The 26304-nt window shown below is 56.2% G+C and carries 25 protein-coding genes; 21 read left to right on the top strand and 4 right to left on the bottom strand.

The genetic code is table 11. From position 1 onward, the window contains the following. From trhP to Ga0123462_RS10640, 7 genes are all read left to right on the top strand, one after another. Positions 1-1362 carry a prephenate-dependent tRNA uridine(34) hydroxylase TrhP gene (trhP, locus tag Ga0123462_RS10665; RefSeq protein ID WP_100266283.1) on the top strand — a complete coding sequence of 454 codons (1362 nt, stop codon included), beginning with the start codon at positions 1-3 and terminating at the stop codon, positions 1360-1362. A 132-nt stretch (positions 1363-1494) separates the two neighbouring features. Continuing rightward, the gene (locus Ga0123462_RS10660; RefSeq protein WP_157821340.1) at positions 1495-2343 is read left to right on the top strand and encodes a TorF family putative porin; all 849 of its coding nucleotides are present in this window, start codon (positions 1495-1497) and stop codon (positions 2341-2343) included. Between the two features lie 7 nt (positions 2344-2350). Continuing rightward, positions 2351-5263 carry a hybrid sensor histidine kinase/response regulator gene (locus Ga0123462_RS10655; RefSeq protein WP_100266281.1) on the top strand — a complete coding sequence of 971 codons (2913 nt, stop codon included), beginning with the start codon at positions 2351-2353 and terminating at the stop codon, positions 5261-5263. A gap of 91 nt (positions 5264-5354) precedes the next feature. After that, the gene (locus Ga0123462_RS11405; protein ID WP_157821339.1) at positions 5355-5495 is read left to right on the top strand and encodes a hypothetical protein; all 141 of its coding nucleotides are present in this window, start codon (positions 5355-5357) and stop codon (positions 5493-5495) included. Between the two features lie 39 nt (positions 5496-5534). Next, a complete protein-coding gene (locus Ga0123462_RS10650; protein WP_157821338.1) occupies positions 5535-5909 on the top strand; it encodes a hypothetical protein in 375 nt (124 codons plus the stop codon). 253 nt (positions 5910-6162) lie between these two features. Next, complete coding sequence (locus tag Ga0123462_RS10645; protein WP_100266279.1) at positions 6163-6696, top strand: DinB family protein; 534 nt, start codon at positions 6163-6165, stop codon at positions 6694-6696. 387 nt (positions 6697-7083) lie between these two features. Then, positions 7084-8010, top strand: coding sequence for a DMT family transporter (locus tag Ga0123462_RS10640; RefSeq protein ID WP_198507342.1), 927 nt, complete (start codon positions 7084-7086; stop codon positions 8008-8010). An 83-nt stretch (positions 8011-8093) separates the two neighbouring features. Here the strand turns inward: Ga0123462_RS10640 and Ga0123462_RS10635 are convergent, their stop codons facing one another. Both Ga0123462_RS10635 and rsgA read right to left on the bottom strand, forming a co-directional pair. After that, entirely contained in the window at positions 8094-9068 is a 975-nt protein-coding gene (locus Ga0123462_RS10635; RefSeq protein WP_100266278.1) for a CARDB domain-containing protein, read from the bottom strand. An 87-nt stretch (positions 9069-9155) separates the two neighbouring features. Beyond that, positions 9156-10274, bottom strand: coding sequence for a ribosome small subunit-dependent GTPase A (rsgA, locus tag Ga0123462_RS10630; protein WP_100266277.1), 1119 nt, complete (start codon positions 10272-10274; stop codon positions 9156-9158). A 152-nt stretch (positions 10275-10426) separates the two neighbouring features. Between rsgA and Ga0123462_RS10625 the strand changes: the two genes are divergently transcribed. The 3 genes from Ga0123462_RS10625 (at position 10427) to Ga0123462_RS10615 (ending at position 13152) form a co-directional block, all read left to right on the top strand. Continuing rightward, a complete protein-coding gene (locus Ga0123462_RS10625; RefSeq protein WP_232726449.1) occupies positions 10427-11056 on the top strand; it encodes a shikimate kinase in 630 nt (209 codons plus the stop codon). Between the two features lie 153 nt (positions 11057-11209). Continuing rightward, entirely contained in the window at positions 11210-12160 is a 951-nt protein-coding gene (gene tal / locus Ga0123462_RS10620) for a transaldolase (RefSeq protein ID WP_100266596.1), read from the top strand. Between the two features lie 98 nt (positions 12161-12258). Further along, complete coding sequence (locus Ga0123462_RS10615) at positions 12259-13152, top strand: radical SAM protein (protein WP_100266276.1); 894 nt, start codon at positions 12259-12261, stop codon at positions 13150-13152. On the opposite strand, the gene Ga0123462_RS10610 is transcribed toward Ga0123462_RS10615, so the two are convergent. Further along, positions 13124-13696, bottom strand: coding sequence for a PH domain-containing protein (locus Ga0123462_RS10610; RefSeq protein ID WP_100266275.1), 573 nt, complete (start codon positions 13694-13696; stop codon positions 13124-13126). The two genes, Ga0123462_RS10615 and Ga0123462_RS10610, sit on opposite strands and share 29 nt — an antisense overlap. A gap of 173 nt (positions 13697-13869) precedes the next feature. On the opposite strand from Ga0123462_RS10610, the gene Ga0123462_RS10605 reads away from it, so the two are divergent. Next, on the top strand, positions 13870-14940 hold the full coding sequence (locus tag Ga0123462_RS10605; protein WP_100266274.1) for a 3-deoxy-7-phosphoheptulonate synthase: 1071 nt from the start codon (positions 13870-13872) through the stop codon (positions 14938-14940). Positions 14941-15010: 70 nt separating this feature from the next. Here the strand turns inward: Ga0123462_RS10605 and Ga0123462_RS10600 are convergent, their stop codons facing one another. Next, a complete protein-coding gene (locus Ga0123462_RS10600; RefSeq protein ID WP_100266273.1) occupies positions 15011-15472 on the bottom strand; it encodes an RNA recognition motif domain-containing protein in 462 nt (153 codons plus the stop codon). Between the two features lie 139 nt (positions 15473-15611). Between Ga0123462_RS10600 and lipA the strand changes: the two genes are divergently transcribed. The 10 genes from lipA to Ga0123462_RS10550 all read left to right on the top strand — a co-directional run bounded on the left by lipA (position 15612) and on the right by Ga0123462_RS10550 (position 26285). Beyond that, a complete protein-coding gene (lipA, locus tag Ga0123462_RS10595) occupies positions 15612-16535 on the top strand; it encodes a lipoyl synthase (protein ID WP_100266272.1) in 924 nt (307 codons plus the stop codon). Between the two features lie 81 nt (positions 16536-16616). Next, complete coding sequence (locus Ga0123462_RS10590; protein WP_100266271.1) at positions 16617-17474, top strand: glycine--tRNA ligase subunit alpha; 858 nt, start codon at positions 16617-16619, stop codon at positions 17472-17474. Continuing rightward, entirely contained in the window at positions 17471-19540 is a 2070-nt protein-coding gene (gene glyS, locus Ga0123462_RS10585) for a glycine--tRNA ligase subunit beta (protein WP_100266270.1), read from the top strand. Before Ga0123462_RS10590 ends, glyS begins: the two co-directional genes overlap by 4 nt. 24 nt (positions 19541-19564) lie before the next feature. Then, on the top strand, positions 19565-21091 hold the full coding sequence (locus Ga0123462_RS10580; RefSeq protein ID WP_100266269.1) for a SulP family inorganic anion transporter: 1527 nt from the start codon (positions 19565-19567) through the stop codon (positions 21089-21091). Between the two features lies 1 nt (position 21092). Then, the gene (locus Ga0123462_RS10575; RefSeq protein ID WP_100266268.1) at positions 21093-21575 is read left to right on the top strand and encodes an MEKHLA domain-containing protein; all 483 of its coding nucleotides are present in this window, start codon (positions 21093-21095) and stop codon (positions 21573-21575) included. Positions 21576-21786: 211 nt separating this feature from the next. Further along, the gene (rfbF, locus tag Ga0123462_RS10570; protein ID WP_100266267.1) at positions 21787-22557 is read left to right on the top strand and encodes a glucose-1-phosphate cytidylyltransferase; all 771 of its coding nucleotides are present in this window, start codon (positions 21787-21789) and stop codon (positions 22555-22557) included. Next, positions 22551-23645 (top strand): CDP-glucose 4,6-dehydratase, encoded by a 1095-nt coding sequence (gene rfbG, locus Ga0123462_RS10565; protein ID WP_198507341.1) that lies wholly within the window; start codon positions 22551-22553, stop codon positions 23643-23645. Before rfbF ends, rfbG begins: the two co-directional genes overlap by 7 nt. A 2-nt stretch (positions 23646-23647) precedes the next feature. Then, positions 23648-24199, top strand: a complete 552-nt coding sequence (rfbC, locus tag Ga0123462_RS10560; protein ID WP_100266265.1) for a dTDP-4-dehydrorhamnose 3,5-epimerase — start codon at positions 23648-23650, stop codon at positions 24197-24199. Then, positions 24196-25422: a class I SAM-dependent methyltransferase gene (locus tag Ga0123462_RS10555; protein ID WP_100266264.1), complete on the top strand. Its 1227-nt coding sequence runs from the start codon at positions 24196-24198 to the stop codon at positions 25420-25422. Before rfbC ends, Ga0123462_RS10555 begins: the two co-directional genes overlap by 4 nt. Continuing rightward, positions 25419-26285, top strand: a complete 867-nt coding sequence (locus Ga0123462_RS10550; protein WP_100266263.1) for an NAD-dependent epimerase/dehydratase family protein — start codon at positions 25419-25421, stop codon at positions 26283-26285. Before Ga0123462_RS10555 ends, Ga0123462_RS10550 begins: the two co-directional genes overlap by 4 nt. Positions 26286-26304 lie beyond the last annotated feature (19 nt).

The raw sequence follows: 26304 nt of genomic DNA, 5'->3' as shown, positions 1-26304 counted from the left end.
ATGACCAAACCACAGATTGAACTGCTGGCTCCGGCCGGAACCATTCGCAATATGCGTTACGCTTACGCCTTTGGTGCTGATGCCGTCTATGCCGGCCAGCCGCGCTATTCACTGCGTGTGCGCAACAACGACTTCCAGCTGGAGAACCTGAAAACCGGTATCGACGAGGCGCATGCCCTGGGCAGGAAGTTCTTTGTCGCCAGCAATCTGCTGCCGCACAACAGCAAGCTCAAACGTTATCTCGAGCACATGCAGCCGGTGATCGATATGGCACCGGATGCGCTGATTATGGCCGATCCGGGGCTGATGATGATGGTGCGCGAGAAGTGGCCTGAGATGCCGATCCATCTCTCCGTGCAGGCCAACACCATGAACTGGGCGGCGGTCAAATTCTGGCAGTCGGTCGGTGTGAAAAGAGTGATCCTCTCGCGGGAACTGTCACTGGATGAGGTGGAGGAGATCCGCCAGCGCTGCCCCGATATCGAGCTTGAGGTGTTCGTGCACGGCGCACTCTGTATCGCCTATTCGGGAAGATGCCTTCTCTCCGGTTATTTCAACCACCGCGATGCCAATCAGGGTACATGCACCAACGCCTGCCGCTGGGAGTACGGCATGGAGGGGGCCAAAGAGGATATCAGCGGCGATGTGATTCCGATCAAGGCGCTGGACGGCATGATGTCGCCACCGGAGCCGTTCGCAGAGACCGGTCATGTGGCGCGCCACCCGCTGGCAGATCAAGTCTACACACTCACCGAGCCGAACCGCCCCGATGACCAGATGCCGGTGTTCGAGGATGAGCACGGCACCTATATTATGAACTCGAAGGACCTTCGGGCCGTGCAGCATGTCGAGCGGCTGGTGAAGATTGGAATAGACTCTTTGAAGATCGAGGGGCGCACCAAGAGCCACTACTACGTGGCGCGTACGGCACAGGTCTATCGCAAGGCGATTGATGATGCGATTGCAGGGCGGCCGTTCGACGAGTCACTGATGTTCCAGCTCGATGCGCTGGCGAACCGGGGCTATACCGACGGCTTCTATTCGCGCAAGCGCGCATCCTCGACACAGAACTACGAGACCGGCAGCTCAACCTGGCTCACCCAGCGTTTTGTCGGCGAAGTGGTCGGCTATGACGAGGAGAAAAAACTTGCCGAGGTGATCGTGAAGAATAAATTTTCGGTCGGGGACTCGATCGAATTGATCAATCCCGGTGGCAACCACACTTTTGTCGTCGAATCGATCAACGATGCCCGCTACGGCAACCCGATGGATGTCGCTCCCGGCAGCGGCCACCAGGTGAAGATTCCGGTGCCTGTAAAACCGGATGAGCACGCACTGCTGGCGGTCAACATTCCCGCATAAGCAGCTGGATGATCCGGTCTGGGCCTGCTATTATGGGTGATAATATTGTTTGCTTGTATAGCTTATGCACAGCCATACAAGCAAAGATCTCCGGAGTATCTGGCTGCCCGAAAAATTGTGAGGAGGCTTAATGTGGCGAGAAAATCGGCAATTTTCAGCTCTTCTACTCTGCTTCTTTGCTTTTTTTTACTCTGCTCCGATGCTTTGGCAGATGAAGCTTCCGAATTTTCTGTCTCCTCCAATATCGGCATAACATCTGACTACACCAGTCGTGGCCTGCGAATGAGTTGGGGAGAGCCTGCCATTCAGCTGGGGGTCGATCTTCTGCATCAAAGCGGATGGTATGTATCCGCCTGGGGTTCACAGGTGTCGGATGACTACTACGCCAATGGCACTCTGGAACTTGATCTGTACCTTGGACATGGCGGCAGCCTTACCGATTTGATCGCTTATGACTTTGGTGTCGGGGCATACTTCTACCCTGGCGCAAACTACAGTCATGCGGCTCCGAAGGGGGCCTATCCGGACAAGCGTTATGACACGGTGGAGGCGTACCTCGGTTTTACATACGACTGGCTCACCCTGAAGTATTCAGTCTGCATCACGGACTATTTTGGCTACGATGAGCGCACGGCGCCGGTAGCGACATGGAACAGCGGCATTGTCGGGGGAGTGCATGCGGGCAATGGCACCAGGGGCTCAAGCTACCTGGAGGCAAATGCCGATTTCGATCTCGGATCCGCATTTACTTTGGGATTGCACGCGGGGCTGCAGTTGGTCACCAACAGCAGTAACCTTAGTTACAGCGACTACAGGGTCAGCCTTGCTAGAGAGGTCACTTCAGGATGGTCCGTTTCAGTTGCTGTAACCACGACACAGGGTGCAGAGATATACAACAACTTCCTCTCCGTGGCAGGCAACGGCAGGGTGAAGAATATCGGTGGTACCCATTGGCAGGCCTACCTTAACAAGGCATTCTGACCCGGAGATGAAGACTTTCCCACGCTCCAGCAATATCTATGTGGCACTGTTCGCGGGGATTGCGTGCACCCTGATCGGCACCATCGGCATTCGTCTTGCCCATGATCCTGTATGGATTCGAATCTTCGACAATCTCCACTGGACAGCGAGCACTTCAGCCGCGGCGGTTGTAGCCTGGCTGGTATTCAAGCGCGCCGAACCCGATGATGCCAAAGGGTTATTCTGGATAGCGCTCGGATTGAGTGGCTATGCGGTCGGGCAGATATTCTGGGATATTCAGGCGGCAACCGGATATACCAATTTTCCCGCTCCGTCGGATATCTTCTATCTCCTGCTGGGGCCGCTTGTCGCGGTCGGCCTGTTTCGTGAAATCGCCAGTTACACCACTCCAGCGCAAAGAAAAACGATCTGGCTTGATACAGCCACCCTTACCGTGGTCCTGCTGACGCTGGTGTTGGCACTCTACCTGCCCAAGCGCGGCGAAACCGACTGGCTCTCCATGCTGGTGCTGGTTGCCTACCCGACCACGCTGCTGACTGCAGCGATTACCGCGCTGACCATGCTCCCGACGCTGCGCCTGAGAATTAATACAAGCCTGCTGCTGTTTATCTCCGGGCTTGTTGCAACCGGCATGAGCTGGATGCACTGGAACTTCCTGGCCCTCGATGGCATTGCTATTGACGGCAGCTGGTTTAATCCCTCGTTCTCTGCAGCAGTGCTGCTGATAGCTGTCGCTCTGGCCCGCTGGAAGGTTGAGGTCAACCCTGCCCCCGAGTGGGATCGGGTATGCGAGTCGGCGTTGCGCCTGCTGCCGCTAATAACGGTGGTGATAGCCTCGGTTTCGGTTGTTTTGTCGCATACGCTTGCTGACCTTCCCTATTTTGTGCAGGTGGTTGCTGATACAGGGGCGGTTGTTGTCGTTGTTCTGTCGATGATAAGACAGGGCACACTGATGAAAGAGCGGGATGAGCTCGTGGCGCTCCAAAAGGCTCTTATCGAGAGCCAGGGTCAGCTGGTGAAGGAGCAGGGACAGCTCAAGACGCTTCTCTCAACGATCCCTGACCTGGTCTGGCTGAAGGATGCGGACGGGGTTTACCTCAGCTGCAACCGGAGCTTCGAAAAGCTTTATGGCTGTTCCGAACATGAGATCGTAGGCAAAAGCGACTACGATTTTGTCAGCAGCGAACAGGCTGATTCTTTCCGCCAGCATGATCTGGCAGCGATGGAGACGAAAGGAAGTCGCATCAACGAGGAGTGGCTCACCTTTGCGGATGACAGCTATCGCGGCCTGTTCGAGACCATCAAGACCCCCATGTATGACAACCACGGCAGCCTTATCGGGGTGCTCGGCATTGCCAGGAATATCACCGAGCGAAAACAGGCGCAGGATGAGATTCTGGCCCAGCAGCAGGAGTTGTCCAGATTGTCACAGGCGCTGCAGCAGGCGGGAGAGTGCATCATCATCACCTCGCCCGATGCGGAGATTGAGTATGTGAATCCCGCTTTCAGTGAAATCACCGGCTACACCTATGATGAGGTGATGGGCAGAAAAACTTCACTGCTCAAAAGCAACCAGCAGGATGCATCCTTTTATCGTGAGTTGTGGCAGACGATCACCGCAGGGCGCAAGTGGGAGGGGAATCTGATCAATCGTCGCAAGGATGGCAGCTTCTTCCCTGCCATGATATCGATCGCCCCGGTATTCAATGATGAGCGGGAGATTGCCCACTATGTTGCCATTATCAAGGATGTCACCGAACTCAAGCAGCTGGAGCAGCAGTTGGTTCAGATCCAGAAGATGGAAGCGGTTGGCACACTGGTGGGCGGCATCGCCCATGATTTCAATAACATGCTGGCTGCGGTGCAGGGCAACCTCTATGTCGCCAAGAAGGCAATCGATGATAAGCTGACCATCGCCGAAAAGCTGGAGAATATTGAGACACTTGTTGGCCATGCTGCCGGGGTTGTCCGGCAGCTTCTCTCCTTTGCCAAGAGGGATATCACTGAAGCCGAGGTGATCAATCTGAATCGCCTGATCGAGGAGGGTTTCAGCCTGGCCCGCAGCACGATTCCCGAGAATATTCAGCACAAGCTGCAGATTTGTGAGGAGCAGCTAAACATCGAGGTCGATCCCGTGCAGCTGCAGCAGGTGATGATCAACCTGTCCAACAATGCACGGGATGCACTTGAGGGGGCGGATCAGCCGCTGATCGAGTGGCGTCTTGAGCACTATGTGGCGGATGAACCATTTATGAACATTCATCCGGACATCAACTCCCGAGAGTTGGCAAAAATCTCGGTCAGCGATAATGGATCCGGTATTGAGAGAGAAAGGCTGGGTTCGATCTTCGATCCGTTTTATACCACCAAGGAGGAGGGCAAGGGGACAGGCCTGGGTCTGGCGATATCTTTCTCCACCGTGCAGAGATTTGGTGGAGTGATCGAAGTTGATAGTATGCCGGGCAGGGGCACTACGTTTGAGGTCTACCTCCCTCTTTCGCAATCGTCACAGATTGAGCCCGCAGCGGAAACGGAACCCGTCTTGGCCTCCGGCAATCAGGAGGGAATCCTGCTTGTTGATGATGAGGAGCATGTGCGAAGCACAACTGCGGAGGTGTTGCGCGATCTTGGCTACCGGGTGTTTGAGGCAGGTGATGGCGAACAGGCGCTTGCGCTCTATCAAGAGCACGCCGATGAGATCGATCTGCTTCTCTCTGATGTTATTATGCCAAAGATGGGCGGCCCTGAGCTGGTGGAGGCAATTCGCAGGATCGATCCGGAGATTCCGGTTATTCTCGCCTCGGGCTATGATCAGGATAATAGCGCCTCCAGAAAGAGGGTGATAGAGAACTGCCGCTTTTTGACCAAACCCTATTCGTTCGAGAGGCTGGGGAACTATATTCAACAAATGCTCTCCTGAACCTGTTGTCGGCCGGACGGCAAAGCCGAGATCATCTGCTATTCGCTCTCTGGCGGAGGTCATATGGTCGAATATCTCCAATCTACAGTGCATGGCGCGTTACCACCGCTGCATGAATGAGGGGCTCTATGTCGGGGTAAAGGAGCAGGATCGCGAGGCCTTTTTCGCTGCGATCCCGTTGCTTGTAAAACCGGATGAGCACGCACTGCTGGCGGTCAGTATTCCCGCCTGACAGGCCTCCTGCCCGCTGGCCGATTTTCAGCTAAGGGTGTTGATTTTTAAGGCGACCCTCGACAGAGGAAGAAAGCTACTCACGATTAAATCGAACTGTGTGCTGGGTGCCGATCGCTTTGATGCGATTCGCGCCTCCATTATGTTGCATCTTGAGGGAACTGAAGGGTGGGCGCTGGTGATTGACCATTCAGAAAGTTTTCCCGACAAGCTCGATTACCGCCAGGTCAATGCGCTGACTGAAAAGTCAAAGGTGTTCGACTCTTTGATGCTTAGAAATTTCATCGTTGTGGTTCATCCGAAGCACTACGGATTCGGCCGCATGTGGGAGATTATGGCCTCGAATAAGATGCGCTGTAATACCCGGGCTTTCAAGTCGATTGAAGAGGCAGCCCTGTTTCTGGAGAACAGCTGATCATGCAGTGGTGAGCAGGAGCGGGGCAGTCAGATGTTCCGGGTCAGAAAATGCAGGGCAGCCACCACTGCTGTGGCCAGAACTACAAGAACAGTTTCCAGCAGGCCCATAACCTTCACCTCCATGGCTAACTTCAGCTTCGTTCGCGATGCCGATATTGCAATCAGATCATGGACAGTTTATCGGGCAGCCGCATGAATACTTTAGCCACAGAGAGCGGATAATCTGCTATGCTCTCTCCATCGGAGGACATATGGTCGAATATCTCCAGCGCATGGCGCGATACAACCGGTGGATGAATGAGAGGCTCTTTGCCAGGGTTAAGGAGCTGCCCGCCGATGCGATTGCTGAGGATCGCGATGCCTTTTTCGGATCGATCCTCGGCACCCTCAACCATATCCTGATTGCAGACATTCTCTGGCTGCACCGCTTCGCCGCAAGCTCCGGTTGCCGCGATGCGCTGGCGCATCCGCTCACCGAGTACCCCACGCCGGCAAGGCTTAACGAGATTCTTTTCGATGACTTCGCCGAGCTGACCGAGAACCGCCGCAGCCTCGACGGGCTGATCCTCGAATTTTCCGAAACATGGACGGACAGGCTGCTGAATGAGCCGGTCCGCTACCGCACGATGAAGGGGGAGAAGCAGGAGCGTGCTTTGGGTGATCTGTTGCAGCACCTCTTCAACCACCAGACCCACCACCGCGGCCAGGCCACGACCCTGCTCTTTCAGGCAGGTATCGACCCCGGCCCAACAGATCTACTCTTCATGATGATGGAAGAGAGCTGAGCTTAACCGCTCATTTCTTCGACGAGCTCTGCACGGGGAACGCTAAGGGGCTCGAATTTCACTATTACCGATGCTATTGGCCATTACACGACTGTTGAAAACCGGCCAATCAATATCGTTCGAAAAGACGATGAATTGACCTCAGAAATTGAATTTCTGGACTTCAGGGTCCAAAGCACCATAGTTCAACGCCTTATGAAGATACAGGTTTCAAAATCCATCGTTTGGCTATGGCTACTAATCCCATCGCCTGCGATTTCTATTGTCTGATTTTTACCTGATTTAAAACATTACAGAGCAATCGCGGAAGTTAGTCGCGTTTTGCTCAGGTCTCTCCTCATTCACTACAAGATTACTTCTGCTTTGCTCCTTAATAGGGAGTAAAAAATGAACGCAATTATTCGTTCAATATCAAATATAAAAGCATTAAATTCACACATAATGTATGGCCTGTTGTTGGCTATCGGGGCTGCGCTTGGCTTTTCTGTAAAGGCTATATTCATCAAGCTTGCATACAACTATGAAGCAGATGCAATTACATTGTTAATGTTTCGTATGGCTTTTGCTTTACCGTTCTTTGTCGTAATTGCGATAGCCGAAGAACGTAAGGCAAGTGTTCCTTTAGGAGCACGGAACACGCTGGTTATATGCATGTTGGGAATGATTGGTTACTACTTTTCCAGCTTACTCGATTTTATTGGGCTTCAATATGTTTCAGCTGGGTTAGAGCGATTGATATTGTTCATATATCCCACCTTCGTCGTGATCATTTCTTCAATCTTTTTTAATAAGAAGATCGGCAAAGAAGCTACCATTGCATTGTTCCTTTGTTACATCGGCATTGCATTTGCAGTGTTTCATGATCTTCATTTCACTGGCGAGCATGTCTTGTTCGGGTGTTTGTTGATACTTGGGGCAACATTGACTTATTCACTATTCTTAGTCGGAAGTGGAGAGATAATTCCAAAGGTAGGAGCCAAACGTTTCACTGCATATGCAATGATAGTGTCATGTGTTGCTGTGATTATTCAGTTTGCATTGATGCGGGACGCCAGCTACTTAGACCAGCCTCTTACTGTATATGGATACGGCTTTATGTTGGCAGTGGTCTCTACTGTCATTCCGGCATTCCTGCTGGCTGAAGCTATTCATCGCATAGGCGCCAGCAGCACCTCCATCATAGGTGCCCTTGGCCCGGTTGCGACAATAATCATGGCAGCATTGATATTAAACGAACCTGTATCAGTAATGCAGATAATAGGGGCCCTCTTTGTTGTGGGAGGGGTCATAACTTTGGGAATGAAGAGGCATTGAATAGATGACTTCGCGTAAGCTCCTTGGCAACTGGTTATCCCATGGCTGCCTTTTGCGTGGCTGGGGTGGAGTGACGGTTCGGATTAGTACTCGTCTATCCTGAGTTCCGGTTCAATTTCATTGTTATCCTCATTAAACTCATCAATGGAGTGGGTGGCATCGGCTTCAATGGTGAAGCTGTAGAGCGCATGGTTGTACTGCGGCGTGAAGTCAAAGCGGACGCTCTCTTTGGCCTCCCCGCACCCCTTGCTTCTGCATGGCGGCAGTGAGTGGATGCTTTTGGAGCCGAGCTGCACCACCTTATCAACCCCCTGCGCCTGCACCCGCATCTCTGCCTTAACCGAGAAGATGCCCGTATCGCACTGGCCTCTGTTCACGACGATAACAGGGACGCTGAATGGCAGTGTGACCGTGATGCCTCCGGAGCTGTTGAGAACGGCGCCACCCTGAATGCCGGATCCGTAGAGCGCTTCGATATCCGGCAGCGGGGCGCCTTCACACGTCGGCTGCTGAAAACTTGCCGAGCTGAGGGTCTGGGGTGATATCGCAGTCGTGGCCTGCACAGGCCTGGTTCTTAGCTCCGGCTTCCTGACGCTGCGTGTATCATGCTGAACAACCCTGCTCCGGGCAGGGGCGGTGGCCTGAACCCCTGCAGCCCCTGCACTGCCGCCTTGAACCGTGAACTCCCTGCTCAGCTCCGGTGGAACCGCTGCGCGTGAGTGGGTGGTGGTCACAATCCTGAAATAGACCTTGTGCGATCCCGCGGTCGCTCTCCAGCTGAATCGCATGTTGCGGCTGCGATCAGCCCTCAGCTCTCCGAGCTCTTTTTTGAACAGCTGTTTGCCATCAATGCCGCCAACCACGGCAAAGCCGGTGGCGGCCTCTCTGCCTGCCCTGACCGTGACCTGAAAGGTGGCCCGCTCTCCTGCTACCGGCGATTGCGGCCGCAGGGTGATATCGGAGGCCCACTGGATATCCTGCGCGAAAACGGGAAAGGCGAAGAGGGGGAGTAGTGAGAGAAAGAGAGAAGCAGTGATCGGTTTTGAGCGATTAAGCATGGCGGCATCCTCGATGTTTGTTGCTTCCCATCCCTGCTATAGTATAGATGATAAATGAAAAAATGGCGGTAGCCGGGTCGCCGTTGCTTAGTCCGCGTCCTCTTCCTGTTCGGGATCGATCTGGCGCAGTTTCCGCTGCCTTGTTTTGGAGGGGGCAATGCGGCTGGCATTTTTTCCCTTTCGCCGTTTCTCCACATAGCCGGTCTGCTTTTTATGGTGGCGCGCCTCGCTCTGGATTTTCAGATAATTTTTATAGTGATCGCTGCGCAGTTCCCCGCTTTTCAGGGCCGCCAGAATCGCACAGCCGGGTTCGCTGTGATGGGTGCAGTTGGAGAAGCGGCAGCTCTGCGTAAGCTCGATAATATCGGCAAAGCTCTCCTCAATACCCTCCTTCACCTCGGAGATGGCCAGTTCGCGCATGCCTGGCATATCCACCACCAGGCCTCCCTGCCTGAGCAGAATCAGGTGGCGGCGTACGGTGGTATGGCGACCCTGCCCCGACTCACTCACCTCCTGAGTGGCAAAGGTCTCCTCGCCAATAAGCCGGTTCATCAGCGTGCTTTTGCCGACACCGGAGGAGCCGAGCAGGCAGTAGGTTTTCTCAGCTTCGATAAAGCGACGCACCCGATCCAGCCCCTCGCCCGTGCTGTTGCTGATGCAGAGGATCTCGATCCCGATGCCGGCAGCGCGGATATTATCGATCAGCTGCTGCAGCGCATCAGCTGCGATCAGGTCGGTTTTGGTGAACAGCAGTACCGGCCTGATATGCGCTTCGTGAATCATCACCAGGAAGCGTTCGAGCTTGGCGACATGGAAATCGTAATTGCAGGCCATGACGATAAAGGCGACATCGATATTGGATGCCAGAATCTGGAACTCTTCATCGTAGCCGACGGTCTTGCGCTTGAGCAGGGTTCTGCGCGGCAGGATACTGTGAATGGAGAGGAACTGACTGGCCGGATCATCGCTCTCGCTGCCGTGATGATCGAGGCATACCCAGTCGCCCACGCAGGGGAACCTGGCCGCGGATTCGGCCGCGTAAAAGAACTTGCCCAGCAGTTCGGCGGAGAGCTCGCGCGCTCCGTCATGCACCACGATACGGCCGCGATCGATGGCCACCACGCGGGCGATACTCTGCCCGCTGCCGCACAGCTTTTGCGCGTGCTCCTCAAACCAGCAATCCAAACCAAGCTCACTTAATCCCATTCGCGATAACCATGCCCTCTATGGCGTGGAGACTAGGTAGATGTGCATATTTGTAAAAGTATTGAGCGGAACCGGGCGATTTGCGGCCTCGCTGCGCTATCCCTGCTGTTTTTAGTGGTGAAGGATTGGCCTGCCGGGGCTAGAGTCGGGCAATGGAAGTAATCATGGCTGAAGAGGGCATTTGTCAGATCTACCCCGTCCTGATCGGGCTGATGGGTTGCGGTAAAAGCAGCATCGGCAAGCTGCTGGCTGCTGAGCTTGGAATCACCTTTCTCGATCTGGATCATTATATCGTTGAAAAGGCGGGCAGAACGATCCCCGAGATCTTCGCTGAAGTTGGCGAGGAGGGTTTCCGCGATCTTGAGACGAAGGCGCTCAGAGAGGTGCTGGGAACGCCTGTAGTGCTTGCCAGCGGCGGCGGCGTGGTGATGCGTGCGGAGAACAGGGCGATGCTTGCAGCGCATGCGCCGGTGATCTGGCTGAAATCGTCGCTCCACTTCCTGGCTGGCCGTATCCAGGGCGATGAGAACCGGCCGCTGACTGCCGGCCGCGATGCCCTGACGGTGCTGCAGCAGCTGGCGGAGATCCGCTATCCCTATTACACGCAGTGCGCCGACTACATCCTCCACCGCGGCGAGATGAACAAGGCGCAATCACTGCATGCGGTGATCGAGTATCTGCGGCAGTGGAAGTTCGAACACAGCGAGGGCTTCGCCAATGCTCCCCGGCACGATGCGGCAGCCCTGCTTGCGCAAGACGATACGACTATTCTGGACGAGTAACTGTCAGCCTTGATCAGGGCCTGATACGGCAGAGCCGCGCCTCCGGCGTTTTCCCCCTGATGCCATCGCAGCGAAAACGGCGTCGAGTTGCTATAATAGGATGATGCCCGGCAGGCATTGCTGCTCTCTGCTGCCGGTGAATGTGAGGATCCTATGCAAACCAGACTTGAACAACTGCGCCGCATGACAACCGTTGTCGCCGATACCGGCGACATCGAGGCGATACGCAAGTGGCGTCCCGTCGATGCCACCACCAATCCATCCCTTCTGCTCAAGGCGGTAAGTCAGCCGGAGTACGAACATTTTATTGACGATGCGCTTGCCTGGGCCGGGAAGCAGGGGAGTGATCCGTCGCGGCTGATCGAGGATGCCGGCGATATGCTGGCTGTCATGGTCGGCCGAGAGGTGCTTGAGATCATCCCCGGGCGGATCTCCACCGAGGTGGATGCACGCCTCTCCTTCGACAGCGAGGCGACGGTTGCCCGCGTTCACAGGCTGATCGATCTCTATGCCGGCCACGGTGTCGGGGTCGAGCGTATCCTGATCAAGATTGCCTCGACCTGGGAGGGGATACGCGCCGCAGAACGGCTGCAGCGCGATGGCATCAACTGCAACCTGACGCTGCTCTTCTCGATGGCACAGGCGCGCGCCTGCGCCGATGCCGGCGTCTTCCTGATCTCCCCCTTTGTCGGCCGGATTCTCGACTGGTACAAGGCGAAAGAGGGGCATGATTTCGCGGCCGCGGAGGATCCCGGAGTACACTCCGTGCAGCGTATCTACCGCTATTACAAGCGCTGCGGTTATCCGACCGAGGTGATGGGGGCCAGCTTCCGCAATATCGGCGAGATTCTGGAGCTGGCCGGCTGTGACCGGCTGACGATCAGCCCGGCACTGATGCAGGAGCTGGAGGCATCGGATGAGCATGTGGAGCGCAGGCTGTTCGACGATGGCGCGCGCCTTGAACGCGAGCCACCGCTGAAGGAGTCCGAGATGCGCTGGCAGCTCAATGAGGATGCCATGGCCAGCGAAAAGCTGGGCGAGGGGATTCGCAGTTTCACGGCCGATCAACTCAGGCTGGAGAAGTTGCTTTCAGCCAGGGTCTGACAGGCCTTCACTGACGCCCCTGCGATACCCGACGGTCTGCGGCGTCTCGCTGATTTTCAGGTTGCCCGTGCAGGCGTATTGCATGCAAAGTTGCAGCCATGCCATTGAACTACCACATGCCGCTCTACCGGCCGCCGAGCGAGGGGGATAACCTGATTATCCAGGTTACACTCGGCTGCAGCTTCAACCGCTGCAGCTTCTGCTCGATGTACCGCGAAAAGGCTTACCAGCAGCGGCCACTGGCGGATCTGGTTGCCGATATCGACAGGGCGGCGCGAAGCTGGCCGGATGCGCGCCGCGTCTTCCTGGCCGACGGCGATGCCCTGGGTCTGCCGACCGCTCAGCTGTCGGCCGTTCTGGATGCGCTGCATGAGCGGCTGCCGAACCTTGCCCGCATCTCCTGTTACGCCACCCCTGCCAATATCCTGCAGAAGAGTGATGCGGAGCTGGCGCAGCTCAGGGAGCAGGGGCTGACGCTTCTCTATCTCGGCATCGAATCGGGTTCAGACAGCATACTCAGGAGGATCACCAAGGGGGCCAGCAGCCGCGGAATCGCCAGGGCGATGCAGCGGGCAGATGAGGCGGGACTGAAGGTGTCGGCCACGGTGATTCTGGGGCTTGGCGGCAAGCGTCGTGCAGATGAGCATATTGACGGCACCATCGCGCTTCTCAACGCAGCACCCGTCACCTACCTCTCCACGCTGCAGCTCTATCTCGATGCGGGGATTTCAGGCGAATTCATGGAAAAGTTTGCTGCAGAGGGGGGTGAGCCGTTCGAGATGCCGGACGACCGATCGATGCTGGAGGAGCAGCTGCGGCTGCTTGCGGGCCTGAATCCGCCAAAGCCGCTGATCTTCCGTTCCAATCATGCATCCAATGCGCTGGCGCTGGCCGGGAACCTGCCGCGTGACCGCGCGCGACTGCTGGCGCAGGTCGAGGGTGCGCTGCACGGCGAGGTAGGGCTCAGGCCGAGCTATCTGCGCGGGATGTAGTGCGCCTGAGCCTGTCGATGATCCCGAACGGGGTGTGGACGTCGGCGAGGTTATTCATGCGCGGCGTGGACTCCATCTGGCCGGGGATTGGCATCTGGCTCTGGTAGGCGGTGGTGATCGCCTCGAAACCGAGCACGATGGAGCCTGAACCATCCCTGTTCTCGAACTTCTGCAGATTCTCGATCTCGCCGATAGCAAGGTAGTGCGCCTGTTTTTTGCGGATGCCGGATAGGATAATGATGCGGCGATCAGTGATGCCGTAGAAGGTCTTTTCGCGAAGTTTTGCATCGTAGTAGAAACGTCCGGCGATCAGGTAGAGGCCGATGGCGACAAACGGCAGGCCGATCAGCGCCATCAGCAGCGGCGCATCGCTTACCAGCACCTGATACTCCCAGATAATGGAAAATCCGCCCCATATCAGGCTGAAGGGGATCATGAAGGCATCGGAGGGGTGCAGGAGAAACCCCTGCCGGGGCTGCGCGCTCCAGAGCCGCTGCTCCCCATCCTCCAGTTCGCCACCGATAACGGCTTTGTGATCATACATCGTGCAAATATCCATCCATTGAAGAAAATTCTCAATGCTGGAAATGGTCCATCGGCGCATAAGGAAACAGCGGAAACGGTACAGGGCTAACAGTTTTGTGAATTTTCTGCGATACTGCGCCGCGGTCGGCGGCAGCCGCACCAGATAGAGTGGGATTCGGGGGCCTGACAGTCATGGCTATGAAGTACAATACAGACGATCTGCGCATCAGCGGCATGAGTGAAATTGCAGCGCCTAAACAGGTGCACGCCGAGCATGCGATCACCGAAACGGCTGCCCGCACCACCCATGATACCCGTGTCTCTATCCATGAGATTCTGCATGGCGAAGATGACCGCCTGCTGGTGGTTGTCGGCCCATGCTCCATCCACAATCCCGATGCCGCGCTCGAATATGCCAGGCATATCAAGCGTATGCGGGGGGAGCTGGGCAAGGATCTGCTGATCGTGATGCGCGTCTACTTCGAGAAGCCGCGCACCACCGTCGGCTGGAAGGGGCTGATCAACGATCCCAACCTTGATGGCTCTTTCGAGATCAATAAGGGCATCCGCCTTGCCCGTAAGCTGCTGCTTGATGTCAACGAGATGGGGGTCCCTGCCGGCACCGAATTCCTCGATCTGATCACGCCGCAGTATATTGCAGACCTGGTCAGCTGGGGCGCCATCGGCGCACGCACCACCGAATCACAGGGTCATCGTGAGCTGGCCAGCGGCCTCTCATGTCCGGTCGGTTTCAAGAACAGCACCGAGGGCGGCTTCCAGATCGCTATCGATGCCATTCATGCCGCCAAACATCCGCATGTATTCATCTCGCTGACCAAGGAGGGTACATCTGCGATCTTCTCGACCGCCGGCAATGACGACTGCCATATCATCCTGCGCGGTGGCAAAGAGCCGAACTACGATGCGGCGAGTGTTGCGCGCGCCGTCAGTGAACTGCAGGCGGCCAAACTCTCCTGTAGCCTGATGGTCGACTGCAGCCACGCCAACAGCCGTAAACAGTTCAAGCGCCAGATAGAGGTGGGTGAGGATCTTGCCAGCCAGATTGCAGCCGGCAACCGCTGCATCTCAGGCGTGATGATCGAGAGCCATCTTCATGAGGGGCGCCAGGATGTTAATCCGGGCGAGAAGCCCGATTTCGGCATCAGCATCACCGATGCCTGCCTTGGCTGGGAAGATACCGAGGCGCTGCTCAACACGCTGGCCGAAGCGGTGCGTAAACGTCGCGAGGTTGCTACCGACTAAACCGCGATAACCGGAAAAATAAAAAAGCGCGGCAACTGCCGCGCTTTTTTTATGATGCAGGGGAAATTCCCTACGATCTTGAATCCCGCTTCTGCGCCTCGTTAACACGCAGGGTACGGCCGGCGTAGTCGGTATCGTTGAGATGATCGATTGCCGCTTTGGCTGCACCGCTCTCCATCTCGACAAAGGCGTAGCCCTTGAAACGGCGGCTTCTGCGATCCTTGACCAGCCGGATATCCTCCACCTTGCCGAACGGGGCGAAGATGTTGCCGATCTCCTCCTTGCCGACATTGAAAGGCAGGTTGCCGACATAGATGTTGCTGGTGCCGCTATCCCTCTTGCTGCCTTCGCCCTTCTCTGACGGGTAGAGCGCGACCAGCAGGCCCCCGAAGATGGTGCCGAGCGTCAGGCCGCTGGCGAACAGGGAAGAGGGGTGTATGCTATCAAGGCCGACCAGCTGGATGGCGTAACTGCCGACCACGGAAACGGCGATGGCCGCCGCAAACAGTTTTGCAAAACATGAAACACTCATTCATTGACTCCATATCTGATTCGAACAAAAAATCAGCGCGAACACTGCCAACAAAGTTTCACAAACGCACGTACGGGCAAACGATTATCCATAAAAGATGGCGGATGTACGCAGGCATCTCATTCGCTAGCATGCCGCGATGAGCAGAAAAGTGATTCCGATCCAGGTTGAGGGCGAGGCACAGCCGATGGCCGGCAAGCCGAAATGGCTCAAGGTTCGCGCGCCGATGTCCAAAGAGTACAAATCAATTGCCGAGATGATGCGCAAGCTGAAACTCAATACGGTATGCGAGGAGGCATCCTGCCCCAATATCGGCGGCTGCTGGAAGCAGGGTTCAGCCACCTTCATGATCCTGGGGCGCGTCTGTACCCGCACCTGCGCCTTCTGCGATGTGGCAACAGGCAGGCCCGACCCGGTCGATGCCGACGAGCCGGTGAATCTGGCGAAAGCTGTGGCGGAGATCGGCCTTAAACATGTGGTGATCACCTCGGTGGATCGCGACGACCTCAGGGATGGCGGTGCCGGCCACTATGCTGAAGTGATCCGCGAGCTGAAAGCGCGCCAGCCCGATGTGACGATCGAGATTCTCACCCCCGATTTCCAACGCAAGCCGGAGAGCTGCCTGAACACGATCATCGAAGCGGGTCCGGATATCTTCAATCATAATCTGGAGACCGTACCGCGCCTCTACCGCTCGGTGCGTCCCGGGGCACGCTACTTTACATCCCTGCGTCTGCTGCAGCGCGCCAAGGAGCTTGATCCGGGCGTGGTGACCAAGTCCGGCATCATGGTTGGTCTGGGTGAGGAGCGCGACGAGGTGCTGCAGGTACTCGACGATATGCGCGAGGCGAATATCGATATTCTCACCATTGGCCAGTATCTCAGGCCGAGCGCCAAACATCATCCTGTGATGAAGTACTGGTCGCCCGAAGAGTTCGACGAGCTCAAATACCTCGCCGAGAAGAAGGGTTTCGGCATGGTCGCGTCAGGGCCGCTGGTGCGTTCATCCTTCCACGCCGACGAGGTGTTCCGGGCGCTGAAGCTCAAAAGCAAACGCAATTGATCCCCTGAGAAAATAGGCTTCTGGCAAGCAGCGCAAAGCGAGGCTAGGTTTCGAGCTCGATTTTTCGGGAGGGCGATTGCCGTGACCTTTCAGGACCTGATCCTAACACTTCAACAATACTGGGCTTCCAAAGGGTGTGTCGTACAGCAGCCCTATGACAGTTCGATGGGCGCCGGAACCTTTCATCCGGCCACATTCCTGCGTGTGCTCGATGATAATGCGTGGAGCACCGCTTATGTGCAGCCGTGCCGTCGCCCGACCGACGGGCGTTATGGCGAGAACCCCAACCGCATGCAGCACTACTACCAGTTCCAGGTGATTCTCAAGCCTGCCCCTGAAAACATACTCGAGCTCTACCTCGACTCTCTGCGCACCATCGGCATCGATCCCGAGGTGCATGATGTCCGTTTCGTTGAGGATGACTGGGAGTCGCCCACGCTGGGCGCCTGGGGCCTTGGCTGGGAGGTTTGGCTTAACGGTATGGAGATCACCCAGTTCACCTACTTCCAGCAGGTGGGCAGTGTCGAGCTGACCAAAACGCCGGGCGAGATCACCTACGGCCTGGAGCGCCTTGCGATGTATCTGCAGGGGGTTGAGAATGTATTCGACCTGGCATGGGTAACCACCGAAGATGGCAAAACCGTCACCTACGGCGAGGTATTTCACCGCAACGAGGTGGAGTTCTCCACCTACAACTTCGATGTCGCAGATGCCTCCTGGCTGCATGAACAGTTCGATCGCGCCGAGGGTGAGTGCAAGCGTCTGGCTGATCACAATCTGGTGCTTCCCGCCTATGAAGAGGTGATGAAGGCATCGCACGCCTTTAACCTGCTTGATGCGCGTGGCGCAATCTCTGTTGCCGAGCGGCAACGTTTTATCGGCCGCGTACGGGGACTTGCTAGAACCGTGGCGCGTGCCTACGCGGGGGTGGACGCATGAGCCTGAAACCTTTGCTGATCGAGATTGGAACCGAAGAGATCCCTGCAGGCGTTGCGCCGCGCATGGGTGCCGCCCTGAAAGAGGCGGTCGAAAAACTTTTGGCGGACGCCAATGTGGCTGTCGATACGCTCCAGCTTGGCGTGACACCGCGTCGTCTGCTGCTGCATGTGGCAGCATGCCCTGTCATGCAGGAGGATCGCGAAGAGGTGGTCTGGGGACCACCCGAACATGTTGCCTACAAGGATGGTGAGCCGACCGGGGCAGCGATCGGTTTTGCCAAAAAATCAGGTATGTCGCTGGATGATTTCGAGCTGGCCGACAAAGGCGATGGCAAGGCACGTTACATGAAGGCGGTTCGCAGTGTTGCGGGTCGCCCTGTGGCCGCGATTATCGCTGAGGCGATGCCTGCGATCCTGCGCAAGCTGCCGAGCCCGAAACAGATGAAGTGGAACGATGGCGAACATCGCGATGATGCCTTTATCCGTCCGATCCGCTGGATCGCAGCCAGAATTGGCGGCGAGGTGATCGATTTCTCCTTCGCCGGTGTTACATCCGGCAAGATCAGCCGCGGCCATCGTGTCCACGGCAGCTCCGGTGAGATCGATGTGAATGATCCTTTTGCATGGCTTGAGTCACAATCTGTTGTCGCGGATCGTGCCAAGCGCCTGACCGATATCTCCAGTCAGCTGAATAAAGCTGCCGATGCAGCAGGCGTCGAACTTGTCGAGGATGCCGATCTGCTTGAGGAGGTCGCCGACCTGACCGAGTGGCCGCATGTGATTACAGGCCGCTATGATGAGGACTTCCTGCGCCTGCCTGAAGAGGTGAGCCGTATCGAACTTAAGCATCACCAGCGCTGCTTCTCCACGCGGGATGCGGATGGAAAGATGAGTAATGTCTTCTTTGCGGTAGCCAATATCGCTTCCAAAGACCCATCTGCAGTGGCTACGGGCAACGAGCGCGTGGTGAATGCGCGCCTTGCCGATGCCGCCTTCTATTTTGACCGCGATCCGAAAGAGACATTGGATGCGCGTGTTGAGAGGCTCTCCGAGATCGTTTTCCAGGATGGTCTAGGCATGGTTGGTGACCAGGTGCGCCGTATGCGCGGTTTTGTGCTCGACAACGCCACCGCCCTGGGTGTGGATGCCAACAGTGCACAGCGCGCCGCCTATCTCTGCAAATCGGACCTTACCACGGGACTGGTCGGCGAGTTTCCGGAGCTGCAGGGGTATATGGGCGGCATCTATGCCCGCATGGATGGCGAGAGTGCCGAGGTGGCGGAAGCGATCGCGTTTCATTATGCACCGGCAGGTGCCGATGATGATCTGTCGCCAAACACCATTTCACGCGCACTGGCGATTGCCGAGCGGGCAGACAAACTGCTCGGTTATTTCCATATCGGCCGTATCCCGACCGCCAGCGCCGATCCGTTCGGCCTGCGCCGAGCCGCCATTGGCCTGATCCGGCTGCTGGCAGATGATGGAATCGCAGTAGACCTCACCCTTTCAAAGGTGCTCGATGAGGCTGCCAAACAGTGGAACCAGCAGCGTGTAACGATCCATATCACCAAGGAGACCAAATCGGCAGTGGCCGAATTTGTGCGTGAGCGCTGGCTTGGCATGACTGGCAGCGGCTACTCAAGACAGGCTCTGGAGGCGGCACTGCATGCTGCCGTTGAACTGCCGTTCCACCAGAGCGTTGCCGTGGCACAACTGCTGACCGGCTTTGCCGACTCCGAGGCGGGCCAGGCTGCGGCTGCGGCCAACAAACGCATTGCCAATATCCTCAAGAAGGCGGGAGCGGTTTCTCTTGAAATCGATAGATCGCTGCTCATCGAGGTGGCCGAGCAGAATCTGTACGACAAGTTGTGCGAGGCGGAGCAGGAGTTCCCCGAAGTACCTGAGCACCAGCTCAATGTGCTGGCCGATCTGCGTGAAGCGGTGGACGGTTTCTTTGATGATGTGATGGTGATGGCCGAGGAGGAGAAGCTGCGCGCCAACCGTCTGGCGCTGCTGGCCCGGCTGCGGGGACTCTTCCTGCGGCTGGCGGATATCTCCCGCCTCTGATGGCGGTTCAGGACGCCGGTTGAGATGAACAGCTTCAGCTGGTGGCGACGGGGCGATCTCGACGGCTTTTTCGGCCTCTTCGTCGACAACCTGATCCAGCTGATCCTGATCTCCGTGCTCTGCACGCAGCTGCTCGCTTTTCCGGCCGAGCTTCTGTACGGGAACATTCTGCCCGGCGTTGCCGTAAGCCTGCTGATCGGCAATCTCTTCTACGCATGGCAGGCTCGAAACCTGAGCCTTGCCACCGGCAAACCGGCAACCGCGCTTCCCTATGGCGTCAACACCGTCTCACTCTTCGCCTATGTGCTCTTCGTGATGCTGCCGGTGGTGAAAAGCACAGGTGATGCCCGGCTTGCCTGGCAGATGGGACTCGCCGCCTGTCTCGGTTCGGGGTTGATCGAACTGGCCGGAGCTTGGATCGGAGCGCGGGTGAAAAAGGTGACGCCGCGTGCGGCCCTTCTGGCTACGCTGGCCGGTATCGCCATCACCTTTATCTCGATGGATTTCGCCTTCCGCATCTTTGCCGATCCGCTGATCGGTTTCGCTCCGCTGGCGCTGATCTTTATGCAGTATATCGGTCGCATGCCGCTGCCGCGCGGCATTCCAGCAGGGTTTGCTGCGGTTATTGTCGGAACCGTTCTGGCCTGGGGGCTGGGGCGTATGGATGCATCCGCACTTTCTGCGGCCATGACGATCTCGCTGCAGCTGCCAACACCACAACTCTTCGAGCTGCTTACGGCGTTCACATCACCTGAACTGATCGGTTCTATCGCCGTGATCCTGCCGATGGGGCTGTTCAACCTGATCGGGTCGCTGCAGAACCTCGAGAGCGCCGAGGCGGCAGGCGACAGCTACGCCGTGAAGCCGTCACTGGCTGCCAATGGTATCGGTACTATTGCTGCAGCCTGTTTCGGCAGCTGTTTTCCCACCACCATCTATATCGGCCACCCGGCCTGGAAGGATATGGGAGCCGGAGCCGGTTACTCGGTTGCCAACGGCATTGTCATAACGCTGCTCTGTACGCTTGGTCTTGTCGGTTTCGCGGCTTCCCTGATTCCGATCGAGGCGGGGGCGGCGATCCTGCTCTGGATCGGCATTATCATTGCCGCACAGGCGTTCCGCGATACGCCGCACCACCATGCCGCAGCGGTGGTTGTCGGTCTGATCCCGGCCATCGCCGCGTGGGGGCTGCTGATGCTGGAGAGCGGGCTGCGTGCTGCCGGTACCACCATTGGCGCAGTGGGGATCGATGCACTGGCCATGCAGTTCCCCGTTGCCGGCATGATTGCGCTGGAGCGCGGCTTTATCTTCACCTCAATGTTGCTGGCTGCGATGACTGCCGCACTGCTGGATGGCAGGTACAGGGTTGCCGCCAACTGGGCCTTTGCCGCGGCCATCTTCAGTGCCACAGGCATCATCCATGGCTATGAGGTGACCGGCTCTGCGATCGTGAACAGTTATGGCCCTGCCGGAAACTGGCCGTTTGTGATCGGATATATGCTGATCGGCGGCTTCTTCCGGCTGCAGTCACTGAAAAGGGAGGCTGCCTGAAATGAAGCAGTGCACTGACCCGCCATCTGAAACGAATGACTATCAGCTTGAGCAGCTGCGGCTGCTCAGTGACAGCCTGAAACGATGGAGCGGCTGCGGCCTGCTTGATGATGATTCCGATCCTGCAGTTGCTGCCCGCAGGGTCTACTTCGCACCATACGCACTGCTTTCACACGGAACCGGGGAGGATCCGGTCATCAACTACGCCAACCATACTGCCCAACAACTGTTCGAGATGGATTGGCATGAGTTTACGCAGCTGCCATCAAGGCTGTCGGCAGAAGCGGGTGTGCAGGCTGAGCGAAATGCGCTGTTGAAAAGGGTCACGGAGAACGGCTATATCGACGACTACTCCGGTGTGCGGATTGCCAGCAGCGGCCGGCGCTTCCGTATTCAGGATGCCACGGTCTGGAACCTGATCGACAAGGGTGGCAACTACCGCGGTCAGGCGGCAATGTTTACCCTCTGGCATTACCTCGGGTAGGGTAACTGCCGGACCATTCTAGGGTGAGAAGTGGTAATAGTTTTTTCTGAGATGCATTTGATCCGATGAGTAGGAAAAGTTCGTTCAACTTTGGCACTTTAATTGCTCTATCTATTTGAATTAGGTAAATGTTTGTTCGCAGATTCCAGTTTTATTGCTGGATGAAGTTGGAACCACAAGTTTCTTCCGGAAACTGGCGAAGGATGGGCATATGCAAGCGGTAATACTGGCTGGAGGACTCGGGACGCGGATCAGTGAGGAGACTCACTTGAGGCCAAAACCGATGGTGGATGTTGGAAGCAAACCGATTCTTTGGCATATTATGAAGAGTTACAGTGCATATGGGATCAACGATTTCATTATCTGCCTTGGCTACAAGGGTTATCTAATCAAGGAGTATTTTGCCAACTACTTCCTGCACATGTCAGATGTCACCTTTGATATGCAAAATAACTCTATGCAGGTTCATCAGAATATGGCTGAGCCGTGGCGGGTAACGCTGGTTGATACCGGTGAGAATACACAGACGGGTGGCCGTATGCGACGAGTCGCTGACCATTTGAAGCCAGATCAGCCCTTCTGTTTCACCTATGGCGATGGTTTGTGTGATGTTGATATCAGAAAACTGATCGACTTCCATAATGCGCAAGGCTTACTGGCTACGGTGACAGCAGTGCAGCCACCCGGACGCTTTGGCTCACTGGAGATCTCTGGTGATCGCATCAACCACTTTAATGAGAAGCCAAAGGGTGATGGTGGCTGGATTAATGGGGGCTATTTTGTGCTGTCGCCGGAAGTGCTTAAGCTGATAAAAGGTGACGCAACGGTCTGGGAGAAGGAGCCACTGCAGCGCCTCTCTGAACAGGGTCAGCTTTCAGCCTATCGCCATGCAGGGTTCTGGCAGCCGATGGATACCCTGCGCGATAAGGTACGGCTTGAAGGACTATGGGAGAGTGGCGAGGCACCTTGGATGGTATGGTGACAGCAGTGTCGTTTGGCGACATCTATCAAGGCAAACGGGTATTGATTACCGGTCATACTGGCTTCAAGGGCAGCTGGCTTTCTGTCTGGTTGAACCGACTAGGCGCCAAGGTGGCCGGAATTGGTTTGGATCCCGATACCGACCCGGAGCACTGGCAATTTTGCCAAGCGCTATTAGATGGTGAAATTGAGGATCATCGGATTGATATTGCCGATATTGAGGCGGTGCGGCGGATTGTTGGAGCATTCGAGCCCGAGGTTGTCTTTCACCTGGCAGCCCAGCCATTGGTGCGTCGCTCCTACAATATGCCGGTTGAAACCTGGACTACGAATGTAATCGGCACGGTGAATGTGCTGGAGGTGTGCAGGAGCGTGCCCGGATTGAAGGCGATCGTGGTGGTCACTTCGGATAAATGTTACGACAACAGATCCCTAGATCGTGGTTATAACGAAGAGGATGCCCTTGGAGGGCATGATCCCTATTCAGCATCGAAGGCCGCTACGGAGTTGGTCGCTTCCAGTTATCGTCGCTCCTTCTTTTCGGAGGCTGAGGCGCCGCTATTGGCGACGGCGCGGGCCGGCAATGTGATCGGTGGTGGCGACTGGAGTGAGGATCGTCTCATCCCCGATCTCTATCGGGCGGTTGCAGCTGGCAGTGAACTAGAGATTCGCTCACCAGATGCCACTCGCCCTTGGCAGCACGTGTTGGATGCGCTCTCGGGTTACCTGCTGCTGGGTCAGCGCCTGTTGCTCGGCGAGCGGGGTTGTGCTGCTGCCTGGAATTTCGGCCCAGATTCGACAGGGACATGCAGTGTACGCGAACTGCTGAGCCGCATGCAGGTCTACTGGCCGGGATTCAGCTGGCATGTGGGCCAAGAGGTGCAGCTGCATGAGGCGGTGATACTGCAGCTGGATATCGGTAAGGCGGTTCGCGAGCTGCAATGGCAGCCTGTCTGGGCTCTTGAGCAGGCGATTGCCAATACAGCAGAGTGGTATAGCGCGTATCTTGAGAACGGTGAAGTCCTTAGTGCCAAGCAGTTGGATACTTTCTTAGACGATGCCCATGCTAAAGGGGCTGTCTGGATATGAGCATGCGCATCCTTGCGTGTGAGATTGATGGAGTATATCAGGTCGAGTCATCGGTTGTGGCTGACAGCCGTGGTCGTTTTGCCAGACTCTATTGCGAAGATGAACTGGCTGCTGTTTTGATGCAACGCAAAATCGTACAGGTCAACCGTTCACTGACCCACAAATGCGGAGCAGTTCGAGGCCTTCATTTTCAGTATCCGCCGCATGCGGAGATGAAGCTGGTTCGCTGCCTTAAAGGGAGGGTATGGGATGTCGCCGTTGATCTGCGTGCCGGTTCACCAACCTTCCTGAAATGGACTGCCTGCGAACTGTCACCGGAGAACGGCAGGATGATGGTCATCCAGGAGGGGTGCGCGCACGGCTTTCAGGTGCTCGAGCCCGATTCAGAGTTGCTCTATCTGCATACTGCTGCCTATACGCCTGAGTCCGAAGGTGCGGTACGCTTTGATGATCCCGCCGTGGCTATTGTCTGGCCGTTGCCGGTTTCAGAGTTGTCGGAGCGTGATCGCAACCATCCCCTGCTGGATAAGAGCTTCCAAGGATTAATGATATGAAGTGTCGCCATTGCGGCAGTGAGCTGAAGTCGCTTTTTCTCGATCTTGGCAGCATGCCGCCATCCAACGCCTATTTGAGCGCAGACCAGCTTGATAAGCCTGAGCCAGCCTATCCGTTGCGAATCTTTGTTTGCGAATCGTGCTGGCTGGTGCAGACCGAAGACTTCTCCCGCTGTGATGAGCTTTTTACCAGTGATTACGCTTATTTCTCTTCTGTGTCGGATAGCTGGCTGAAGCATGCGGCAGACTATTGCCGGATGATTGGCAAGCGGTTGGGTCTGGGAACAGAGTCGAGGGTGGTTGAGGTCGCTTCCAACGATGGATACCTGCTGAGAAATTTCGTTGCAGCTGGTATTCCCTGTCTCGGTATTGAGCCGACTGACAGTACGGCGGCAGCTTCCGAGGCTTTGGGAGTGCCAGTACTGCGCCGATTCTTTGGTGAGCAACTGGCTGATGAACTGGTTTCCGATGGGTACAAGGCTGATCTGATTGTAGGAAACAATGTCTTTGCGCATGTGCCCGATATCAATGACTTCGCGCTGGGCTTGGTGCGCTTGCTTCAGCCTGAAGGAACCATCACCCTTGAATTTCCACATTTGAAGAACCTGATCGAGTTTACCCAGTTCGATACCATCTATCATGAGCACTACTCCTATCTGTCGCTGCATGCGGTACAGTCGGTGTTACAGCTGGCTGGATTGCGACTCTACGACGTCGAAAAGCTGCCAACCCACGGTGGTAGCCTGCGTGTTTATGCAGCCCATACCGGCTCTGCCCATGCGTTGGCGGAAGCTGTGAATAGTGTTCTGCAGGAGGAGCGGCAGGCCGGATTGCTGGATATCGAGACCTATCGAGCCATGCAGTCTCGGGTGGAGAGGATCAGGGAGGAGCTGTTGGCCTTCCTGCATGAGCAGAAGAGGGCAGGGAAGATGGTGGCAGCTTACGGAGCGGCGGCCAAGGGCAATACGCTGCTTAATTTCGCCGGGGTTACCCCCGATCTGTTACCTTTTGTTTGTGATGCCGCGCCATCCAAGCAGGATAAATTTATGCCAGGGAGCCATATCCCGATTTTGCATCCGGATCATATCGCCGAGGTGAAACCCGATTACCTGTTGATTCTCCCATGGAATATTTGTGAGGAGATTATCGAACGTCAGCAGCAGATCAGAGGTTGGGGTGGTTGTTTCGTGGTGGGGGTGCCAAAGCTGGAGATAATCGGGTGAAGGTGCTGGTGACTGGCGGCTCAGGTTTTGTGGGTCGTCATGTGGTGACGCGGTTACTGGAGCGAGGGCATGAGCCGATCGTTCTCGGACGCGATCCGGCCCGAATCGAGGAGATGCCGTGGCGCAATGCCGTTCGATTTGTCTGTTGCGATATCCATGGCAGCCAGACGCCTTTGCTTACCGAGTTGGGCGAGCCCGATGTGTTGGTGCATCTGGCCTGGGACGGATTGCCCAATTATCGCGAGCCATTCCATTACGAAATTAACCTTCAGGGCGATTACCGTTTTATCAAGAGGCTGGTCAGTCAGGGGTTGAAGCAGGTACTGGTAAGCGGCACCTGTCTCGAATACGGCATGCGAGAAGGGTGTCTGGATGAGTCGTTGGTGAGTGATCCGCAACTCTCCTATCCGCTGGCCAAGGATGTGTTGCGGAAGTTCTTGCAGCAGTTGCAGCAAAAAGTGCCGTTTCAGTTGGTTTGGGCGCGACTCTTCTATCTCTTCGGTGAGGGGCAGAATCCCAACAGTCTGCTGGCACAGCTTGATCGTGCGGTTGCGAGTGGCGATAAGAGATTTAACATGTCCGGAGGCGAGCAGTTGCGCGACTATCTTCCGGTCGAGAAAGCAGCGCTTATTCTCTCTGAACTTATTGAAAGAAAAGAGGATTTTGGAATTGTGAATGTCTGTTCCGGAAGCCCGGTAAGGGTGCGCGATCTGATTGAGAAGCGCCTGCGTGAACAGGGTGCATCGATGGCGCTTAACCTTGGCCATTATCCTTATCCTGACTATGAGCCGATGGCATTCTGGGGGTCGACAGCAAAGTTGGAGTCCTGCTTGCTAGGGCATAAAGATACCCATGGCATATGAATAATGCCGTGGCACCAAG

The organism is Mariprofundus ferrinatatus (genome assembly GCF_002795825.1).
Classification (GTDB): domain Bacteria; phylum Pseudomonadota; class Zetaproteobacteria; order Mariprofundales; family Mariprofundaceae; genus Mariprofundus; species Mariprofundus ferrinatatus.
Note: the sequence above shows the minus strand (reverse complement) of the source record. Positions and strands in the feature narration are given on the sequence as shown.

What these genes read in the sequence shown, in the direction of transcription:
- Ga0123462_RS10655 (WP_100266281.1), top strand. Translation starts at nt 2,351, where the DNA reads ATGAAGACTTTCCCACGCTCCAGCAATATCTATGTGGCACTGTTCGCG.
- rfbF (WP_100266267.1), top strand. Translation starts at nt 21,787, where the DNA reads ATGCAAGCGGTAATACTGGCTGGAGGACTCGGGACGCGGATCAGTGAG.
- Ga0123462_RS10600 (WP_100266273.1), bottom strand. Translation starts at nt 15,472, where the DNA reads ATGAGTGTTTCATGTTTTGCAAAACTGTTTGCGGCGGCCATCGCCGTT.
- Ga0123462_RS10580 (WP_100266269.1), top strand. Translation starts at nt 19,565, where the DNA reads ATGAACAGCTTCAGCTGGTGGCGACGGGGCGATCTCGACGGCTTTTTC.
- Ga0123462_RS10615 (WP_100266276.1), top strand. Translation starts at nt 12,259, where the DNA reads ATGCCATTGAACTACCACATGCCGCTCTACCGGCCGCCGAGCGAGGGG.
- Ga0123462_RS10555 (WP_100266264.1), top strand. Translation starts at nt 24,196, where the DNA reads ATGAAGTGTCGCCATTGCGGCAGTGAGCTGAAGTCGCTTTTTCTCGAT.
- rsgA (WP_100266277.1), bottom strand. Translation starts at nt 10,274, where the DNA reads ATGGGATTAAGTGAGCTTGGTTTGGATTGCTGGTTTGAGGAGCACGCG.
- Ga0123462_RS10575 (WP_100266268.1), top strand. Translation starts at nt 21,093, where the DNA reads ATGAAGCAGTGCACTGACCCGCCATCTGAAACGAATGACTATCAGCTT.
- rfbG (WP_198507341.1), top strand. Translation starts at nt 22,551, where the DNA reads ATGGTGACAGCAGTGTCGTTTGGCGACATCTATCAAGGCAAACGGGTA.
- tal (WP_100266596.1), top strand. Translation starts at nt 11,210, where the DNA reads ATGCAAACCAGACTTGAACAACTGCGCCGCATGACAACCGTTGTCGCC.
- Ga0123462_RS10625 (WP_232726449.1), top strand. Translation starts at nt 10,427, where the DNA reads ATGGAAGTAATCATGGCTGAAGAGGGCATTTGTCAGATCTACCCCGTC.
- trhP (WP_100266283.1), top strand. Translation starts at nt 1, where the DNA reads ATGACCAAACCACAGATTGAACTGCTGGCTCCGGCCGGAACCATTCGC.
- lipA (WP_100266272.1), top strand. Translation starts at nt 15,612, where the DNA reads ATGAGCAGAAAAGTGATTCCGATCCAGGTTGAGGGCGAGGCACAGCCG.
- Ga0123462_RS11405 (WP_157821339.1), top strand. Translation starts at nt 5,355, where the DNA reads ATGGCGCGTTACCACCGCTGCATGAATGAGGGGCTCTATGTCGGGGTA.
- rfbC (WP_100266265.1), top strand. Translation starts at nt 23,648, where the DNA reads ATGCGCATCCTTGCGTGTGAGATTGATGGAGTATATCAGGTCGAGTCA.
- Ga0123462_RS10635 (WP_100266278.1), bottom strand. Translation starts at nt 9,068, where the DNA reads ATGCTTAATCGCTCAAAACCGATCACTGCTTCTCTCTTTCTCTCACTA.
- glyS (WP_100266270.1), top strand. Translation starts at nt 17,471, where the DNA reads ATGAGCCTGAAACCTTTGCTGATCGAGATTGGAACCGAAGAGATCCCT.
- Ga0123462_RS10640 (WP_198507342.1), top strand. Translation starts at nt 7,084, where the DNA reads ATGAACGCAATTATTCGTTCAATATCAAATATAAAAGCATTAAATTCA.
- Ga0123462_RS10645 (WP_100266279.1), top strand. Translation starts at nt 6,163, where the DNA reads ATGGTCGAATATCTCCAGCGCATGGCGCGATACAACCGGTGGATGAAT.
- Ga0123462_RS10610 (WP_100266275.1), bottom strand. Translation starts at nt 13,696, where the DNA reads ATGTATGATCACAAAGCCGTTATCGGTGGCGAACTGGAGGATGGGGAG.
- Ga0123462_RS10605 (WP_100266274.1), top strand. Translation starts at nt 13,870, where the DNA reads ATGGCTATGAAGTACAATACAGACGATCTGCGCATCAGCGGCATGAGT.